This is a genomic window from Bacillus sp. 5w2 (assembly GCF_054353775.1).
This window is the reverse complement of sequence record NZ_JBTIWT010000008.1, coordinates 138949-156074: the sequence shown is the minus strand read 5'-3', so window position 1 is coordinate 156074 and position 17126 is coordinate 138949. Positions and strand designations below refer to the sequence as shown.

The 17126-nt window shown below is 34.2% G+C and carries 20 protein-coding genes, 2 pseudogenes and 1 riboswitch; of the genes and pseudogenes, 13 read left to right on the top strand and 9 right to left on the bottom strand.

Translation table 11 applies throughout. The features are described from left to right. Positions 1 to 2: 2 nt before the first annotated feature. Positions 3 to 488: a DUF2975 domain-containing protein gene (locus tag ACXY7N_RS15960; protein WP_016089111.1), complete on the top strand. Its 486-nt coding sequence runs from the start codon at positions 3 to 5 to the stop codon at positions 486 to 488. Here the strand turns inward: ACXY7N_RS15960 and ACXY7N_RS15955 are convergent. After that, positions 415 to 675: pseudogene (locus tag ACXY7N_RS15955) on the bottom strand (DUF2975 domain-containing protein); the annotation flags it as partial. The gene ACXY7N_RS15960 and the pseudogene ACXY7N_RS15955 sit on opposite strands and share 74 nt — an antisense overlap. A gap of 802 nt (positions 676 to 1477) precedes the next feature. Here ACXY7N_RS15955 and ACXY7N_RS15950 point away from each other — a divergent pair. Next, positions 1478 to 2584: a serine hydrolase domain-containing protein gene (locus ACXY7N_RS15950; protein ID WP_016089110.1), complete on the top strand. Its 1107-nt coding sequence runs from the start codon at positions 1478 to 1480 to the stop codon at positions 2582 to 2584. A 686-nt stretch (positions 2585 to 3270) separates the two neighbouring features. Here the strand turns inward: ACXY7N_RS15950 and mmuM are convergent. From mmuM to ACXY7N_RS15935, 3 genes are all read right to left on the bottom strand, one after another. Then, positions 3271 to 4248 (bottom strand): homocysteine S-methyltransferase, encoded by a 978-nt coding sequence (gene mmuM, locus ACXY7N_RS15945; RefSeq protein ID WP_016089109.1) that lies wholly within the window; start codon positions 4246 to 4248, stop codon positions 3271 to 3273. Further along, positions 4223 to 5632 (bottom strand): S-methylmethionine permease, encoded by a 1410-nt coding sequence (gene mmuP, locus ACXY7N_RS15940; RefSeq protein ID WP_016133752.1) that lies wholly within the window; start codon positions 5630 to 5632, stop codon positions 4223 to 4225. The genes mmuM and mmuP overlap by 26 nt, the downstream gene beginning before the upstream one ends. An 83-nt stretch (positions 5633 to 5715) precedes the next feature. Next, a riboswitch (SAM riboswitch) is annotated at positions 5716 to 5823 on the bottom strand. A 459-nt stretch (positions 5824 to 6282) separates the two neighbouring features. After that, the gene (locus ACXY7N_RS15935) at positions 6283 to 7713 is read right to left on the bottom strand and encodes an IS4 family transposase (protein ID WP_488592462.1); all 1431 of its coding nucleotides are present in this window, start codon (positions 7711 to 7713) and stop codon (positions 6283 to 6285) included. 228 nt (positions 7714 to 7941) lie between these two features. On the opposite strand from ACXY7N_RS15935, the gene ACXY7N_RS15930 reads away from it, so the two are divergent. The 5 genes and pseudogenes from ACXY7N_RS15930 to ACXY7N_RS15910 all read left to right on the top strand — a co-directional run bounded on the left by ACXY7N_RS15930 (position 7942) and on the right by ACXY7N_RS15910 (position 10910). Further along, positions 7942 to 8154, top strand: coding sequence for a helix-turn-helix transcriptional regulator (locus ACXY7N_RS15930; RefSeq protein WP_000599740.1), 213 nt, complete (start codon positions 7942 to 7944; stop codon positions 8152 to 8154). Next, on the top strand, positions 8151 to 8585 hold the full coding sequence (locus ACXY7N_RS15925) for a hypothetical protein (RefSeq protein ID WP_016133754.1): 435 nt from the start codon (positions 8151 to 8153) through the stop codon (positions 8583 to 8585). Before ACXY7N_RS15930 ends, ACXY7N_RS15925 begins: the two co-directional genes overlap by 4 nt. A gap of 18 nt (positions 8586 to 8603) precedes the next feature. Then, the gene (locus tag ACXY7N_RS15920) at positions 8604 to 9080 is read left to right on the top strand and encodes a small multi-drug export protein (RefSeq protein ID WP_000230643.1); all 477 of its coding nucleotides are present in this window, start codon (positions 8604 to 8606) and stop codon (positions 9078 to 9080) included. 509 nt (positions 9081 to 9589) lie between these two features. Further along, positions 9590 to 9847 (top strand): annotated as a pseudogene (locus tag ACXY7N_RS15915) (hypothetical protein); the annotation flags it as partial. A gap of 412 nt (positions 9848 to 10259) precedes the next feature. Then, positions 10260 to 10910 carry a Yip1 family protein gene (locus ACXY7N_RS15910; RefSeq protein ID WP_016133755.1) on the top strand — a complete coding sequence of 217 codons (651 nt, stop codon included), beginning with the start codon at positions 10260 to 10262 and terminating at the stop codon, positions 10908 to 10910. A gap of 34 nt (positions 10911 to 10944) precedes the next feature. On the opposite strand, the gene ACXY7N_RS15905 is transcribed toward ACXY7N_RS15910, so the two are convergent. The 3 genes from ACXY7N_RS15905 to ACXY7N_RS15895 all read right to left on the bottom strand — a co-directional run bounded on the left by ACXY7N_RS15905 (position 10945) and on the right by ACXY7N_RS15895 (position 12137). Further along, positions 10945 to 11094 carry a hypothetical protein gene (locus ACXY7N_RS15905; protein ID WP_488592461.1) on the bottom strand — a complete coding sequence of 50 codons (150 nt, stop codon included), beginning with the start codon at positions 11092 to 11094 and terminating at the stop codon, positions 10945 to 10947. A 127-nt stretch (positions 11095 to 11221) separates the two neighbouring features. Then, positions 11222 to 11560, bottom strand: coding sequence for a hypothetical protein (locus tag ACXY7N_RS15900; RefSeq protein ID WP_016133756.1), 339 nt, complete (start codon positions 11558 to 11560; stop codon positions 11222 to 11224). Positions 11561 to 11867: 307 nt separating this feature from the next. Further along, positions 11868 to 12137 carry a hypothetical protein gene (locus ACXY7N_RS15895; RefSeq protein WP_016133757.1) on the bottom strand — a complete coding sequence of 90 codons (270 nt, stop codon included), beginning with the start codon at positions 12135 to 12137 and terminating at the stop codon, positions 11868 to 11870. A gap of 66 nt (positions 12138 to 12203) precedes the next feature. Between ACXY7N_RS15895 and ACXY7N_RS15890 the strand changes: the two genes are divergently transcribed. The 4 genes from ACXY7N_RS15890 to ACXY7N_RS15875 all read left to right on the top strand — a co-directional run bounded on the left by ACXY7N_RS15890 (position 12204) and on the right by ACXY7N_RS15875 (position 13465). Next, the gene (locus tag ACXY7N_RS15890; RefSeq protein ID WP_016133758.1) at positions 12204 to 12515 is read left to right on the top strand and encodes a hypothetical protein; all 312 of its coding nucleotides are present in this window, start codon (positions 12204 to 12206) and stop codon (positions 12513 to 12515) included. A 139-nt stretch (positions 12516 to 12654) separates the two neighbouring features. Beyond that, on the top strand, positions 12655 to 12849 hold the full coding sequence (locus ACXY7N_RS15885) for a hypothetical protein (protein ID WP_016133759.1): 195 nt from the start codon (positions 12655 to 12657) through the stop codon (positions 12847 to 12849). A 28-nt stretch (positions 12850 to 12877) separates the two neighbouring features. After that, positions 12878 to 13162, top strand: coding sequence for a DUF4176 domain-containing protein (locus tag ACXY7N_RS15880; RefSeq protein ID WP_016133760.1), 285 nt, complete (start codon positions 12878 to 12880; stop codon positions 13160 to 13162). A 21-nt stretch (positions 13163 to 13183) separates the two neighbouring features. Then, positions 13184 to 13465, top strand: coding sequence for a hypothetical protein (locus tag ACXY7N_RS15875; RefSeq protein ID WP_000242739.1), 282 nt, complete (start codon positions 13184 to 13186; stop codon positions 13463 to 13465). Positions 13466 to 13548: 83 nt separating this feature from the next. On the opposite strand, the gene ACXY7N_RS15870 is transcribed toward ACXY7N_RS15875, so the two are convergent. Continuing rightward, positions 13549 to 14121, bottom strand: a complete 573-nt coding sequence (locus ACXY7N_RS15870; protein ID WP_016133761.1) for a tyrosine-type recombinase/integrase — start codon at positions 14119 to 14121, stop codon at positions 13549 to 13551. Positions 14122 to 14555: 434 nt separating this feature from the next. Between ACXY7N_RS15870 and ACXY7N_RS15865 the strand changes: the two genes are divergently transcribed. Both ACXY7N_RS15865 and ACXY7N_RS15860 read left to right on the top strand, forming a co-directional pair. Then, the gene (locus ACXY7N_RS15865) at positions 14556 to 14951 is read left to right on the top strand and encodes an alpha-ketoglutarate permease (protein ID WP_488592460.1); all 396 of its coding nucleotides are present in this window, start codon (positions 14556 to 14558) and stop codon (positions 14949 to 14951) included. 599 nt (positions 14952 to 15550) lie between these two features. Then, the gene (locus tag ACXY7N_RS15860; RefSeq protein ID WP_000548946.1) at positions 15551 to 15709 is read left to right on the top strand and encodes a hypothetical protein; all 159 of its coding nucleotides are present in this window, start codon (positions 15551 to 15553) and stop codon (positions 15707 to 15709) included. A gap of 169 nt (positions 15710 to 15878) precedes the next feature. On the opposite strand, the gene blaIII is transcribed toward ACXY7N_RS15860, so the two are convergent. Then, complete coding sequence (gene blaIII, locus ACXY7N_RS15855) at positions 15879 to 16826, bottom strand: class A beta-lactamase BlaIII (protein ID WP_016133763.1); 948 nt, start codon at positions 16824 to 16826, stop codon at positions 15879 to 15881. Positions 16827 to 17126: the final 300 nt, after the last annotated feature.

Below are 17126 nucleotides of genomic sequence, written 5' to 3'. Positions count from 1 at the left end.
AAATGAATGGTAAACGTGGTTCAACCACTTTCTTAAAGGTAATTATTTTTCTGGCTGGAATTGCAGTGCTTACTTTGTGTATTTATTGGATGCCTGTGTTAACCATTAGAGATGTAAAAGCACATCCAGGTGGGGATTACTCGCTATATCCCCTTTTAGTATGTGCGTATGGAATCTGTATTACATTTTCTTTTACGCTGTATCAAGTATATAAACTATTAACCTATATCGAAAGGAACAACGCTTTCTCCGAGTTATCTCTTGAATCTTTGAAGGTTATAAAAAGATGTGCTTTTACAGCCATTTTCTTCATTGTGTTAATGATAATAAGCTTAAAGGTGATTTCTAAAATTACAGGAGACGACCCAGCAGGTCCTATATCACTAAGTCTAATGGGTATTTTAGCAACATGTATCATCGTAGCCATTGTGGACGCACTTCAAAAGCCAATAAAAAACATCCTAGAATTAAAACCAAAAAATGATTAACGTTTCGGTAAAATTTAATTAACTTAATTAACGAGATACTTTTTATGAAACAAGAGGCGAAAATAATGACCAATCCGATCGGTATGATACCTGGAGGGTCAACTCTTTCCGCCATGAGATAGTAGAGTGGCATACCTAGCAGGTACAAGGTACTGATCGTGATGGCACAGAATTTTATATTCTTTAGGGGGTATGTGTTTTAAAAAAGAAAAAGCTAAAAATATATGAAATTCTTATTTATTAAACCTTGTTTTAAAAAATAAATACATTAGAATTTATATTTTGTTATTTCCTGTTGCAGAATCCTTAGTATAAGGGTTCTCTTTTTTGTATTACAAATTAATAAATAAAAAAGATAAGATCGGAGAGTAGGATCTTATCTTTTTCCCAAGGAGAAAAATGTTAAAAACTATCTTATTATTTATAATATTGTATTAAAAGTTGAATTTCCATATACAAAACTCATTTAACAATTATATCTATATTGAGAGTTTGACCATAAATAATTCCAAAAATCCAAAGTAAACTTTTACCCAGTAGTTCACTTTGGATTTTTATACGTGTTTGGTAAAAAAATAATGAGTTGAAAATAAAAACTATACGGAAATCTAGTTCAGTATAGTAAAGTTCATATGAAAAATCCCTCTTTGCTATCTTCCCCAAAAAAGAATTATTGCTCCGAATATTATAAACTGTATTTTCAGAAATATTACAAGCGCGTAAGCAAAATGTAAGACAATTCAATATTAAAAAAATAATCTTACTACTACAATGAATAAGAGTGTTGTTAGGAAAAGAAGTAATTTCTGGGGTTAACATACTTGTAAAAAAAGAGGGATTTACCGTTTGTTAGGACAAAAATAATCATTATGAAGATAATTACAAATTCCATGTTGTCCTTTTGTCATTGATGGAGATGATAGCTGTGTAATTAATACGAAACAACAAGCAACCACTCATACAATATGAATAGAGGAGAGGAATGCCTTATGAAAACACGTAGTCAAATTACATTTGTAAAAGCAGAGCCCACTGAAAATGTATCTAGTTCGTCACACACAAGCACTCAACGAGATCGTAATTCTGTCAAACAAGCAATGCGTGATATCTTAAAATTTGGAATCCCGGGGGTACTTGCTAAAACTTCCGAGGATGGGAAAACGTGGAGTTATGCGGCCGGGGTAGCGGACCTGAAAACCAAGAAACCAATGGAAACAGATTTCCGCTTTCGCATCGGCAGCGTGACAAAGACGTTCACTGCAACAGTTGTACTTCAATTAGCAGGAGAAAAACACCTAAATCTAGACGATTCTATTGAAAAATGGTTACCTGGTGTCATTCAAGGAAATGGATATGATGATAAACAGATTACTATCCGGCAATTATTGAACCACACAAGTGGTATCGCTAATTACACAAGTTCAAAGGATTTTAATATGATGGATACAAAAAAATCTTATACTGCTGAAGGATTAGTAAAGATGGGAATATCCATGCCTCCAGATTTTGCTCCAGGAAAGAGCTGGTCGTATTCAAATACAGGATATGTATTACTAGGAATTCTTATTGAAAAAGTAACTGGGGACAGCTATGCGGAAGAGATTGAAAATCGAATTATTGAACCACTTGAATTAGCGAATACATTCTTACCTGGAAATTCAAGCGTCATTCCAGGAACCAAGCATGCCCGTGGATATATCCAATTAGACGGAGCAAGTGAGCCAAAAGATGTTACTTATTATAACCCAAGTATGGGGAGCTCGGCCGGAGATATGATTTCTACAGCTGATGATTTAAACAAATTCTTCTCTTATTTACTTGGGGGTAAATTACTGAAAGAACAGCAACTAAAGCAAATGCTTACAACAGTCCATACAGGAATAGATGAACTTGGCGATTCCGGGCTTGGAATTTTCAAAATGAAGCTTTCAAACGGTGTATCGATATGGGGGCATGGAGGAACCATTCTTGGATTTTTAACTTTTGCTGGGGGCACACTAGGAGGCAATCATACATTGTCCGTCAATTTGAACAGCCTTAAAGCTGATAGTCCTGATCCTTTTAAAAATATTTTACTTGCTGAATTTAGCAAGTAGGCAAAAAGGAAACCCGGATAAATTTTGTCATAGTTTTTATAGGGGTACAGCCACACATCCATCAACTTAAGAATGGAAACAAAGTGTACTTTCATTTTGTGGGGTAAAGCATTCCTAAAATAGAAGAATACTCTTAATAATACGCATACCAAATAAACACTATCGTTTTATTAAAAGTCAAGGAAATAGTAATGAAATCCTATATTTATACGATTGAATATAATGTCACACATTTTATAAGGTAAAAAGGAAAGGATAGATGCATAGGAGAGTATACCTGTTTACATCTATCCTTTTTTACAACAATATGACCATATTTACTACTACAACAAGGATTTTTACCACAACAAATTTTCATATAGTTATTGAACTATTTTTTGAATAACTAAATTAATCTCTTCGTTAACTTTAATTACGAATAAATGGTCCCCTTCACCTTCAATTGGATCAACTACATCTTCATTAAAAAATTCAGCATGTTATTTACCATATCTATTAAACTAGCGGTTTTTATTTTCCCTGATTCCTTTCCATACCTAAGGTACCCAAAAGTCCACTGGATTCCCGAGGCTACCATCCACATTTGTGTCTCTGAAAAGACATTTTGTGCCACTAGACGTAACTGTAGATTCCTGAACAAGCTAAATCATGAAAATACACACAAAGATAGATTATCATCCATTACATTACTGTTTTGCTTCGTTCGAATAGAAAAACTCGGAAGAACGCCACTTGTTCGATATCCCCTCAATGTGATAAGGTGTCGTTCTGCAGCATCCACCTATTAAACGTGCACCTGCTTGGTACCATTCTTCAGATTGAATATCCAACGCGTTACATTGTTCATGATCATGCCATGTTTTTGTTTCTGGATTATAAGTTTCACCAGAGTTTGGATAAACAATAATCGGTTTTTTGGTGTTTGCCCTCAACTCTTGGATTGCACCAGTCACAACGGTTACTGGCGCACAATTGATGCCTATCGCTACAATTTGTTCACTTTTCTCAAAAGCTCGTGCACACTCCACGAGTTTCATACCTTCACTAATCTCTTTCTCATTTTTTAGCGAAAAGGAAAGCCACGCATATGTTTCTGGAAACTCACGCAATAATGTATCTAATACTCTTGCTTCTTGCAGGGAAGGGATCGTTTCAAATGCCAATAGATCTGCACCTGCTTCGATTAACGCAGACATTCTCGAACGGTGAAAGTCTGCTAATGTTTTATCTGTCACACCATAGTTGCCTACATACTCTGAACCATCTGCAAGGTAAGCCCCGTACGGCCCAACTGATGCAACAACCAATGGTTTAGGCCTATTCGTTTGCTTATTTTCCTTCCAAAAATCATCTCTTGCCCTTCTTGCAAGTAACACCGTTTTCTTAATTAATTCCAAAGCTTCCTGTTCTTGTATTCCACGCGTGGAAAACCCACTAATAGTAGCTTGATAGCTTGCTGTTATGGCACAGTCCGCTCCAGCACGAAAATAGTCTGAATGAACCTGATAAATTAGTTCCGGATTTTCTAGTAACACACTTGCCGACCAAAGGGGATCGTCCAAATTACATCCATGCGCCTCCAATTCTGTAGCTAATGCTCCGTCAAGAAGCATAATGGAATGTTGGGATAAAATATCATCAATTGGGTTGATTTTGTTCGACATAATCTACGCCCCTCTTTTTTAGATTTTTTGTTAGATAATAACTTCCATAGCAAAACAAAATAAACGGTATGCCGCAATATAAGGCAATTCTCTGTGTTGGATCGAATGCAATTCCAATACACGATGCCAGACAAAGGATAAAAGAAGCAATTGGTACTAATGGATATAGTGGTGTGCGATAAATCAAGTCCTTTTCAGAATTTCCTTCTTTCAAAAATTGTCTGCGAAATAGGAACTGGGAAGCACTAATACTCATCCAAACTACAACTACTGCTAGACCGGAAATGGAAACAAGTACGATATAGACAGTATCTGGTGCCACAATACTCGAGAGCAAAGCCAAAGCTCCACCCACCATGCTGAAAATGACGGCGTTGATTGGAACACCTTGCTTCGTCATTTTTCCAAAAATCGGGGATATCGTATTCTTATTAGCAAGCGACCAAAGCATTCTAGAAGAGGCATAAAGGCCTGAGTTTGCCGCAGATAAAATGGCTGTTAAGATAACGAAATTCATTATGTCAGCTGAATATGGCACCCCAATTCGTTCTAGTACTGCAACAAAAGGGCTCTCTAATACCCCTGCATCGGAAATAGGCAATAACGCAGATAAAACAACAATCGTTCCTACAAAAAAGATGATCAATCTCCACAGAGTAGTTCGAATGGCCTTCGGTATCATTTTTTCCGGGTTCGCTGTTTCTCCAGCTGCAATGCCTATTAATTCTGTTCCCGAAAAAGAAAAATTAACCGCAAGCATGGTCATTATAATGGCCGTAGCACCATGGGGAAATAAACCTCCACTTGTATAATTAGAAAAGAATGGTGCTGCTTTTGAATGAGTCATCGGAAGAAACCCTAGCATTGCCGCTACTCCTAAAACAATAAAAATCACAATAGCTATAACCTTTATCGATGAAAACCAAAATTCGGATTCGGCGAAAAATTTAACAGTCAGGACATTTAATACAAAGATCAAAATGGCAAAAAGAGCACTCCATACCCAAACATTAATCGATGGAAACCATCGCTTCATAAGTAATCCTGCGGCTGTAAATTCAGAACCTAAAGCAACAGTCCAAGTTAACCAATACAACCAGGCTACTGTATACCCTGTACCCGGTCCAATGTATTTAACTGCATAACTATGAAATGCGCCCGTTTCAGGCATATGTACGGAAAGCTCTCCTAAACATAGCATAACTAGATAAACCACTAGCGCACCAATCAGATAGGATAGAATTGTTCCAAATGGGCCAACTTGTTGAATAGTGTAACCTGGGCTTAAGAATAAGCCAGTTCCAATCACGCCACCAAGTGATAGCATGACTAAATGACGTGCTTGCATTTTCCTTTGAAATCCTTGCCCATTTTTGTTCTCCATTTCTACTCTCCTTTAGTTACTATCCAGAAAAAACAAAAACGCACTCTAAAAAAGAGGGCGCTACTGACAAATAAAAACGGAAGCTCTCATCTATCAGGATTTTCACCCGCTGGAATTAGCACAGTGTCTACTTAAGCAGACCTGTTGCTGAGGTTTCATAAGGCCAGTCCCTCCACCTCTCTGGATAAGAAATATTTTTTTATAACCTTATCAATCCATTCAATAACTGTCAAGATAATTCTGTTTTTTAAAAAAATTGTCTATTATAGAAATACAAAAAATAGAGTATTACTATAACTGCAACCCACTCCTTCTTGGGTATTATTTAAAAATCGAACATACAAAACCTCATTTATTTATGATACGGTTCACAAGCACTTCCTCAAAATTTGAAACCCGTCAGGGTTTATTTGATGTGCCTACTTTTATAACATCTATAAAAGATAATAAAAAAACTACGTGGAAAGACCGCATTTTGTATAAAAAATATACGTTAAGTTGATGGATGTGGGGTAGTACCCCATCGCTATCAAGCTAAGCTTATGCAAAGTCAATTTTAGGCGAGATTGTTTCTTTTTTCTAAAGGGCAAGTGTGGGTGATTGAAAGATTTGCATACGAAATAAACCCTAACGGGTTTCACTTTTTTGAATTAAGCGGCTTGATTATCAGGCATGGTACAATTGTAAACGACACCTAATATATCAAAGACCGTTTTTTTCTCATATCGATGAGATTTCCGCCCGTTTTGCTGTAGGAGATTGAACAGGCGAAGTAACACCTTTGATAGCTCTTGAGTGTTTTTTTGTATAGTTTGGAATAGAAGAAGAAAATAGTCTTTAATCATATATATGGCTTTATACTCACTAAGCTCTCGTTTTTTCTTCATGAGGAGCAATTGGCGCATTTGAAACATGATAGAAGAACAGAGTAGAATGGCAATCAACTGACCATATAAATGGCACTCCAATCGTTCTGGTTTTATCTTTTTACAATGATGAATTTGAAAGAATGACTTCCACGTTTTAAATAAAATTTCGATTTGCCAACGCAAAGAATACCAGTCATGTACCTGTCCCATCGGGACAATATCTGTAGGGGTGTTTGTCATATATACATTGATACCACTGAGTCGTTTACTACGAGGAGAATACTTCATTCCTTTCTTTTTTTCTCTTACAGCTTGATCTTGTAATCGTTTTTGTTGCTGTTGTTTTGTTAATCGATGAACAATTACACGAGCTGGCACTTTATCAATCATTCCTACATAAGCATCAGCTATTTCACATGTTTGTCCTGGTTGAAGGGAGTTCATTAACGTCTCCATATCTATCTGTATATACTCTGTACCTTTCTTAATTCTTCCATCTTGAAAATAATCAGGGTTAGGATTTTTTTGATAAATACGTGTATTTGACTTGATACGAGAGATATAGTAGGCCTCGTTATCTTGTATATATTGAAGGTCTTTTAAATGAAAATAACCTAAATCTCGGATACATAAATCATTCGCTGTCACAGTTGGGGCACACAGAGAGCCGTAAGTGCGATCATGTTGTTTACCTGGACCTGTATGAATATGTAGGAACTGTCCACTTAACAAATCATACTCAAGTTGAATTTTTATCCCAGCTGTATGGCTGCATCCTCCTGCACCTGGATAAACCGATGAAAATACATCCGGGAGTTGAAATGCAGTTGAATCTAAAATACGAATACGCTTGAAAACAGAAGTATATGGAGAAGAAATCGGCATAGATGAGATCAGTTTTTGGTTTAGTAGTTCAGCTAGTATGTGTTGTAAAAGTTGGACGGCCGCCTTATTAAATCGTTGATTCAGTCCTTCAGGACTGATAAGCACTGCTGTTGATGCTTCTAAACAGCTAGATAACTGAGTTAAAGAAGTCATAGCTACATTTTGGCTCACCCATACACATAAAGCGACTAAATCTTTTGCTTGGTACTTACTGGTTCGTTGTACAAAAACAACATCTCTAGCAAGATCCCGTAAGGTATTTGGAGATAAAAAACTTTGAATCTCTTGAGCAAATAGTTGTAATTCGTCAGACACAGAAACAGACATAAAAAACGCCATCCTTTCCTATGATTCTACAGAAAGAATAGCGTATTTTTTCATTTTATGGGGTATTTTGTTTTGGTATCTTGATAGCGATGGGGTGGACTCCCTTTTTAACATAAGGGTAATTTATGTCGTGTTTAGCAATTATTCATTACATAATGCAAATGATTGTTTACATTTTGTTAGTAATCATTTACAATTACAGTAATTGTAAATGAGGAAAGGGGAATTATGATACTAGAAAACAGAGTTAGAGAATTACGAGCACGATTTAGATGGACTCAGCAAGACTTGGCCGATGCAATTGGGGTCACAAGGCAGACAATTGGATTAATAGAAAAAGGTGATTATTCTCCATCTGTCACTATGGCGTTAAAATTAGCTGCTGTATTTCAAGTTACCGTAGAAGAGGTTTTTTATTTAAAGGGAGAGGAACGATTATGATAAAACAGGTTTTAAGATCTCCACTTATAGGGGCCAGTATATTTGTGTTGATTATTGCATTTTTACTATTTTCTCTTATGAATACACAAGTCATTTTAGCTAAGTTATGTTTCGGGATTTTAGTGACGGTTACTTTTTTATGGCTCATTCTCACAAGGATTTATAACCGAAAGAATCCTCATGATAAGATTAGGCTATTTGGTTTTATACCATCCGAATTTCGTGAAATAGATGAAGGACAGCAGTGGGTAACCTATAAGGCTTGCCGAAATGTGTATATTTACTATAGCGTTGCGCTTCCAGTAACGGCAGGGATTTGCTTTCTCTTTTCTCAACATAATTTTGTTCCATTATTGTGCATTGGTTTACTAGGTGCAGGTCAATATATTGTCTATTGGTTAACCACTATTTTTATTTTAAATCGTATTTAAAAAAGGGGATGAAACAATATGGTGGAGTGGGCTCAAAATGCGGGGGCATTATGGCAATATGTAGTGTTATTTCTTTTAGCATTTGCCCCATGGATGGATGTATCAATTGTTGTACCACTTGGTATCGCATGGGGATTACAACCATTTGCAGTAGGAGTAACAGCATTTGCAGGAAATCTTATCTTGGTTCTATTACTCGGTTTTTTCTTTAAACAGTATGCAAAATGGCAAGCAGCAAGAAAACAAAAAAAAGGTATAACAACACCTTCTAAAAAAGAAACCCGATCAAGAAAAATATGGGATCGATATGGTATTCCAGGTTTGGCTCTTCTAGCTCCAATTCTCGTAGGAACTGATATTGCAGCCGTATTAGCTTTAACATTTGGATCTAACCGGACACACGTCATAAGTTGGATGACGGTCAGTCTAGCAGTATGGACAGTCATTTTTACAGTTGCTGCGATGTATGGGCTTAGCTTTTTAAATATTATTTAGGATATCATAATGATTTTAGGTAATCTAAAATCGTTCACTACCTAAAAATTATGGAGTGATGAAGTGAGTTCATATGATATTAGGACAAAAGCTTTGACCAAAAACATTTGAACACTCAACTAGCTGTACGATATGGTCATAGTACCGTAATTCACGAACCTATATGGATAGAGACACATTGCTATCAAACTAATATTTTGAAGCATCCCCAAAACAAAAAAATTGTACATTTTCATCTGGAAATGTCAATTTTCTCGTTTTGGGGTATTTGCTTTCCTTAGGTTGATGGGCATGGGGTAGTACCCCTAAAATGTGAATTTACAATATTAATTTGTTTCTAGTCTTAAAAATGAATAACTTTAACATCGATAAGGATTTTGAGATAAGCCATACGAGATACTTGTAAGCCTTAGCTGAAGTGTAAAATTAATTAAATATCTATCAATAGAATAAATCATATTGATAGATATTTAATATTGTAAATCTGCAAGTTCTTGATGTTATTTCAGTTAAAAAAACTTCAGGAACCAATCAAAAAATCAAAGTCATCGAAAAAAACTCTGGTTTCGGAGTAGTGGCTTTTATAGGGTTGGGTCAATTCGTTGCTAATATCAGTCTTGGTTTTGCAACACAAAAGACGGTAGCAATTGTATTAATGTGTGTATACTCCATGCTTTCGTTTATTTTGTTTCATTATGGAACTTCATAGGTATTATTATTTAAGGAAGCATATAGAAGATGGAGGGAAAATACGTATAGGCTTTTAAAGAGAATTTGTTGCATTTCAAGTATATAATCGCATTCTTCTTATGGAAGCCATTCACGAGACTTATAGCAATAAAAGATGTATAAGTAGAAGGTCATATTCTGGTAAAACATCTGAAGGAATGGAAATTAGATTTGTTCTTATTAATGATAAAATTATAACTGTTTATCCAATGTATTAAAGAATGTGAGGTACTCAAAAATGAAAGTAACTACTCAGCCCATAGTTAAAAATGCAAGACAATATAGAGGTAATTGCTAAGAAGCACTCCCCCTAAGTTTCAGATGAAATTAAATGATTGAATATTTATATTTAAATAATCGACTATTTATGCTTTAATATTTCTATGTACACAACTGGGATAATTAGGGATTTATATTTAATATGTTTTAAGAAAGGGGAATGTTTTTTATATGGAAACTCCAGAAAATCAATTTAAACGTGCACTTAATCCTTGGTTCTCCATTTGGACAAAACCACGTGATACAATGAAAGAAATTTTTATATCCAAACCTAAGAATGTGTTTTTACTCATTTTATTAGGCTCATTCGTACAGACTTTAGATCGAGCATCTTCTAAAAATATGGCGGATTCAATAAGTAGTCCATTTTCACTAATCTCAATAGTTATATTCGGTACCTTCGTTGCTTTCTTAATTTATTATTTTTTGCTACCAGCGTTATTTAATTGGGTGGCAAAAAAACTTGGTGGACAAGGTACCTTTGAAAAAACACGTTACTCAGTTGCCTATTCTTATATCCCTTACGTTTATTCTCTTATATTAGTTTGGGTGCCTTCATTTTTCTTGTTTGGGATAGAAAACTTTACGAGTGAGACACCGAAAATGGAGAGTAGCATAACTTTAACGATTGTGTTTCTTATTTTTGCCATAATTGATATAGTTATTGGAATTTGGACAATCATTATTTCCTTAAAATGTTTAGGAGAAGCACACCAATTTTCAGCATGGAAAGCATTATTAACAATAATAGTGTCCTTTATGATTATTATTCTTCCTTTGGTAATAATAGTATTTCTTATAGTAGGGGTTACAACCCTTTAATAATTTATTTGCTTCTTATTTATCCAAACGTTTTCTACTTGCTGTTAGTAAGTGTTACAGGATGAACAACCACATGATTCGGATGTTCCACTTGGCGAAGCGTATAACCTTTATGATCAAATTGATCGCCCGTTTTACGGCCTGTTTTTTTATTATCGGTGTTAACAGGAATTTGTGAAGGCAAACTTGAAAATCAAAATATTAAACCATTAAAACCTTAGGGGAGCTGGGTAGATTGTCTTTGTTTGTCCCTTATTTTCCAATTGGAGAATAAGGGACAAATTTTTATGGAGGAGTAAATGCAGCCTTTGTTACCATTCCCGCCATTCTTCTGTTATATCTTCTTCGGATTCTAAGCCAGCTATTCGTGCTGCTGTATCGATAAATCCATAGAGATCTTCTCTTTCCATTGTTTCGATAAAATGGTCATGTTCGATATTTAGTTCATTTATTTTAATAACTACCTCTTTAACAACTTGCATTACTTCGACTTCGGTTGGATTCTCACCTAATTGCTGTAAATGGTTAATGTAAGTGTCAAGAACCTTATTTGTTGCACTTATATTTTCTTCAGTGAAAAATTCCCCATCTTCATCATACTCAACCCATGAGGCTGTTGGTTTGTTTTTTTTCAATTCATCAAATGTCATGATAACCTCCTAAAAGTGTTTTTTATCTTTAATCCCATTCTACATTTTTGATCATATATAACAATCATTTTAGAGGGATTTCTTTTAGGTTGCTAGTTTCTATTACCTTTAATGCCTCGGAATTTTTCATACCTAGTAAGCTCCATATATTTGATATATATAATGCTACCATGAATCAACTTTCTATTTTCCACTCTGTGTATCATATGGAGAGGGAAATTAAGTTTTAGTTGATATGTTTCAAAAACATTGAGCATGGTTAGAGATTTTGAGGTTGTTTGATTACGAGATATATGTAATTTTCACGTTATTTTTGTTTATTTTTGTCCACTTCAAGTAACATTTCAGCTGCTTGATTCATTGTTTTTATTATAAAATCAAACGTTTCACTAGCTTGGCGAACTTTAGCAGGGTCTTCGCTTAATAAACCTTCTGTTAGTAAGTCTATAAATTTGTCTATTTTTGGTGGTACTTCTTCCACTTTTGCTTGCACTTCATTATATTCTTCACTTGGATTATAACTTCTCAGTTCGTTCGCGATACCTTTTAGAGTTGCTTCATTTTCAATAATTGTCATCGCCCTATCTGAAGATGGAAGGTTTTCATTTCCACTGATAAAATTGGTGGAGAAGCAAAAGGTGCATTGATAGATGCTGGTTTTAAAGCAGGAGATTTTACAATTCATGAACAGTTGTTAAGGGCTGAAGTTAAAGCTCAATTTGGTGGAGGTATAGGTGGAGAAGCAAAGATTGCTGGTACTTTTAATGACATTGGTGTAGATCATGATTCTGGAACATTACATGTTAAATTGGGAGATGCTGAGGCTAGTGTTTTCGCTAAAGATGGTTATTATGGTTTTGGTGCAAAGGCTGATTTAGCTAAGGTTGAGGGAGAAGTTAAACTAGAGTTGCCTTTTACTGATTGGAAATTAGTTGTTGGTGGGGATGTAGCTTAGGGTAGTATAGGTGGAGAGGCCAAATTTGGATTGAAAAATGAATTCAGTGTTGGTCTTGGTATTGGTTTAGGAATAAAACTTGGAGTAGAAAAGTAGAGAAAAGGGTTAGGATGTTATAATTTATAAGGGGGGAAGTTTTTTGCTTTCATTGCAGGTGTTTAAAAAGCTTTTAATTATTTTCGGTCTTATTGCTGTTCCTTCTAGTTTATTAGCTCTTTGGTTTGGAGCAGATGCTACTTTTAAAGAGAAAATGATATTATCTCTAATTTTTGGAATAGTGATGCCATTAGCCTTTTTTATTTTTTATAAAATTACATCTTTATTTTTAAAATAATGATTAGTTTATTTAGGCGGAGTTTTGTATGGGAAATATACATATACCAAAATTACCAATTGGAGGCGAATTATTACCAATTGGTTCTGTAGTTCTTATAGAAGAAATTAATCAACCTCTTATGATTTATGGAAGAAAGCAACAACAAGCTGATAATAAATTATGGGATTATGTTTCTTGTCCATATCCTCATGGTAATTTATCAAAAGAATATAATGTGTTTTTTAATCATAATCAAATAATTCATTTATTATTTAAGGGTTTCGAAACAGAGGATGAATTAGAATTAAGAAGTAAATTATCTGAGTTTTAGTGGAAATGGAGAAAATATAATATGGTTTTAGGAATTTCATATTCTGATATTTTTCGTATCATAATTATTGTTTTGGTTTTTTTCATTTTTTGGAGATTGAATACTTGGTATAATAAAAAATATAATGTTCCTAAGGTTTTTCAATGGTTTCCTAGAAGATGGGGAAAAAGAAAAGTTTCAGAGCATTTGTCTCAACTAGATAAAAAGTTAGAAGCTGAAGGTAAAGGTATCTGGGTTACAATCTATGCTATAGATTTGTACATTGTAACTATTCCTTGTACAGTAAAAAAATATAAATCTTAATACATATATGTTTATAAAAAAGACCTTTTATTTTAAAATAAAAGGTCTTTTTTATGATGATTGAAATAGTAATTTTAAGTAAATTAAATTTGAAATGTATCAAGAATATTATCTTTTTCTTCTTTATTAATTCCAATATATTTCAGGGTGATGTGTGGTGTGCTATGGTTAAGAATTTCTTGTAACATAGCAACATCTTTTGTTTGTTTATAGAACCAATAGCCGAAGGTTTTTCGCATGGTGTGGGTACCAATGGACTCTACAATTGCAAAATCTCCGGCTTTTTGCAATTGTCGATAAGCCTGGATCTTACTAATGGGTTGATCTCCTTTTCGAGAAGGGAATAACCAGGTACTTTCTAGTATTTGGCTATAAGAGTATACTTCGTCAAAAATAGAAGTAAGGTTAATCATACGTTCTTTCTTCGTTTTTCCCTCTTTGATCTTGAATTCTTTTCTCTTTTTTCGTTTTAACTTTAATATAGTTTGTGTTTCGATTTGGAGTAGATCGCTAATACGCAATCCTGTATTGATTCCAATTAGAAATAAAATATAATCTCGTTTTGAACAGTGGCGTTTTAGGGAACATTTCATATCTTCGATCTGTTCTTTACTACGGATGGGTTGGACATCAATGAGATGTGGTGTTTTGTCCATGGATTTTCGACCACTTTATTTACAGTGTTTTGAATGTATACTTTTGTTATATAAATTGAGGATATCAAAGGGAATTGTTGAGAAGTCAATATTTAAGGGGAAATGAATGTAAACTAATAATAAAAAGTTTGCTTTTATATTAGAAAAGGTTAGTCCCTCACTCCACTCCAGCTAAAAACCTCACACCCAAAAACAAAGGGGAACTCAATTGTTCAAACTCATATAAAGTTTCAATCTTGTCTAAGCATCCATTAGGATATACAATGGATCATCCATTTTTCTTTACATAATCTCCAGATACAGTCCATATCAACTATAGATTCTTGTCTTATGCTAAATGTAATCAAAAAGCAAGTAGATAAAGATAATGACTAAAACATTAACTCTAGATACTTTTTTGATGAATATTATAAATAAACAGGAGGTAATGAAAGATGTTTAAAACATTATTAGCAGGAGCACTTTTAAGTACAGGATTAGTAGCGGGAGGTGCAGATGATGCGAAAATGGACAATTTAAAGTCAAATGAAAATAGTTCAAATCAAGTAATTACACAGAGTGCAGATGGAACAACGTCTTTCTCACAAAACTTTGATTTACCTAAAGATGCAGTGCCAGCAACTCCTAAAGGAAACGCAAAAACTGTTGAAAGAACAGAGGGTACAGGTTCTCAAAAAGGAAAAATGGTACCAACAAAAGAAGGTACAGATTCTCAACCTGGATTTGAAATGGGAGCCCCTGAAAAACCAGAGCATGCAAAAACTGTTGAAAGAACAGAGGGTACGGATTCTCAAGAAGGAAAAATGGTACCAGCAAAAGAAGGAAATTAAATAATATATAGTTATAACGAGGAGCATCCAAAAAGTGGTGCTCTTTTTATATTATAGGAATTAACTAGTTCTACTGAATATAGAACTGTAGGAGGAATTGAGACTAGAACGTGGGGGCCTATCTCTTCAAATCATGGTGTTTAGGGCAATAGTTTTGGTGGTAACGTTACAATACAAACATTTTATTAGAGATTTTCTAAATTTACATACACTCTAGATAGACTACATATCAACTTCAGATACTTATTTTATGATACAAGTAATCAAACAAAAGGAGGGCAATACAAAATGATTAAAACAGTATTAACAGGGCACTCTTTTATGTACAGGAGATTATTAGCAGGTGGAGCAAATGTTGAAGATGTACAGACAGATAAGCATATTCCATATGAACAAAATGAATTGTAGCAAATTCTAGAAAAGTAGGATTCGAAGAAGTTTGAGTTATAAAAAGAAAATAGATAAATATAGTGAAATAGATAAATAAACAAGAGAAAAGTACTTTGTGTATATCACAGGTGATTTTTATTTTCATTTGGATATAGGACTTGAATCAAATTTTTATACTAAAATATATACGGCAAAAAGGAGGGAGTACATTGCACAAAATTATTTATGGAATATTAATTTTAATTTATACTTTGTATTCATTTTTTGTAAGTGACGGAAGTGAAGTAAGGTTTATTATGCTGTTAACTATAGTACTTATCTTTTCTGTGGTTTTAGAAAAAGGAAATGCAAACAAAACGACTGATTAAGGGTCGTTTTGTTTGCATTTTTTAATTGGCTATTATAGTCCAGATGCTTTAGGGGGAGCACCAAATTTCGTTTTTGAGACACTATTAAATTTTTAGTTGATGAAAATACGGTACAACTCCTACTAGAGAAAACACCCGCCAAAATAGAAAACTTTTAACCTATTATCCTTTATTCCGTAGCTTTTAAGGTATTTAACACGACTTTGGTTGCGTCTGCAATAAGTTTATCATCGTATTCAGCATCTTCTTTATCATGATTAGAAAGTATAGCAAGAACAATCGGATTTTTATTTGGTGGCCAAATAATTGCGATATCATTTCTTGTTCCGTAAGATCCCGCGCCTGTTTTATCAGCTACTTCCCATCCTTTTGGTACGCCAGCACGAATCAATTTATCTCCAGTTGTATTTCTCTTCATCCAATCTACTAATAGTTCACGTTTTTCTATTGGAAGTGCAGTTCCTAATGTAAATGATTGAAGTGTCTTAGCTATTGCTTCTGGTGTACTGGTATCATGTGTTTCTCCTGGATGCACTTCATTTAATTCAGGTTCAAATCGTTCTGAAGTAGTAACAGTATCTCCCATTTCTCTCAAGATTTTTTCAAATTCAGAGGGACCTCCTAACTGTTTAAGAATCAAATTATGTGCTGTGCTGTCACTATATCGAACAGAAGCATCTGCGAGTTCTTTTAACGTCATTCCTGTATCAACATGCTTTTCAGTAATTGGATTATAATTAGAAAGATCTTCATGAGTATACGTAATCCTTTGATCAAGAGCTTCTAATGAGTTCTTGCGTAAAAGAGCGCCCACAGCTAATGATTTAGATGTAGATGCAAACGCAAAACGATCATCTGAATGATAAGCAATAGTTTGATTCGTACCTGTGTCCAGTGCATAAATACCAAGCTTAGCATCATATTCTTTTTCAAGTTTAGCGAAAGATTGGTTACCTGTATTTTCTTGTTTAATTTGATTAGCTTGATTCGTTTGTTTAGGTGGTTCAGATTGAGTGTTACTATTGGAACATCCTATAAGTGATACACATGAAAGTAATACTACAGGCACAATCTTTTTGTAATGTAAAATGTTAAAGAACTTGTTTAAAACGAACATAAATTTTCAACCTCTTTCAAGAATATATGGATTTTGTCTAGGTATTCTAAATACCAATGCAATTAAAGATGGCATAGGGTAACAATACTACTGCAGCTAAATTTTCACAGGTTAAATTACATCCAAAACGTTTATATGATTGATAAGTCACGGTTTGGGCTGTTTCTTTTTTGTTTCTACTTGTAATGGTTCACCTGTGAAAGTATTACAATACATATTTTTTGCTTTTGGGAATAATAAGTCCTTTCATTTTTTTATAATACATAAAAATAGATGTCAAACGGGATATGTTGTATCCAA

Bases quoted from the DNA above. Each gene is read 5' to 3' on its own strand.
- ACXY7N_RS15960 (WP_016089111.1), top strand. From the start codon at position 3: ATGAATGGTAAACGTGGTTCAACCACTTTCTTAAAGGTAATTATTTTT.
- ACXY7N_RS15950 (WP_016089110.1), top strand. From the start codon at position 1,478: ATGAAAACACGTAGTCAAATTACATTTGTAAAAGCAGAGCCCACTGAA.
- mmuM (WP_016089109.1), bottom strand. From the start codon at position 4,248: ATGTCGAACAAAATCAACCCAATTGATGATATTTTATCCCAACATTCC.
- mmuP (WP_016133752.1), bottom strand. From the start codon at position 5,632: ATGGAGAACAAAAATGGGCAAGGATTTCAAAGGAAAATGCAAGCACGT.
- ACXY7N_RS15935 (WP_488592462.1), bottom strand. From the start codon at position 7,713: ATGTCTGTTTCTGTGTCTGACGAATTACAACTATTTGCTCAAGAGATT.
- ACXY7N_RS15930 (WP_000599740.1), top strand. From the start codon at position 7,942: ATGATACTAGAAAACAGAGTTAGAGAATTACGAGCACGATTTAGATGG.
- ACXY7N_RS15925 (WP_016133754.1), top strand. From the start codon at position 8,151: ATGATAAAACAGGTTTTAAGATCTCCACTTATAGGGGCCAGTATATTT.
- ACXY7N_RS15920 (WP_000230643.1), top strand. From the start codon at position 8,604: ATGGTGGAGTGGGCTCAAAATGCGGGGGCATTATGGCAATATGTAGTG.
- ACXY7N_RS15910 (WP_016133755.1), top strand. From the start codon at position 10,260: ATGGAAACTCCAGAAAATCAATTTAAACGTGCACTTAATCCTTGGTTC.
- ACXY7N_RS15900 (WP_016133756.1), bottom strand. From the start codon at position 11,560: ATGACATTTGATGAATTGAAAAAAAACAAACCAACAGCCTCATGGGTT.
- ACXY7N_RS15895 (WP_016133757.1), bottom strand. From the start codon at position 12,137: ATGACAATTATTGAAAATGAAGCAACTCTAAAAGGTATCGCGAACGAA.
- ACXY7N_RS15880 (WP_016133760.1), top strand. From the start codon at position 12,878: ATGGGAAATATACATATACCAAAATTACCAATTGGAGGCGAATTATTA.
- ACXY7N_RS15875 (WP_000242739.1), top strand. From the start codon at position 13,184: ATGGTTTTAGGAATTTCATATTCTGATATTTTTCGTATCATAATTATT.
- ACXY7N_RS15870 (WP_016133761.1), bottom strand. From the start codon at position 14,121: ATGGACAAAACACCACATCTCATTGATGTCCAACCCATCCGTAGTAAA.
- ACXY7N_RS15865 (WP_488592460.1), top strand. From the start codon at position 14,556: ATGTTTAAAACATTATTAGCAGGAGCACTTTTAAGTACAGGATTAGTA.
- blaIII (WP_016133763.1), bottom strand. From the start codon at position 16,826: ATGTTCGTTTTAAACAAGTTCTTTAACATTTTACATTACAAAAAGATT.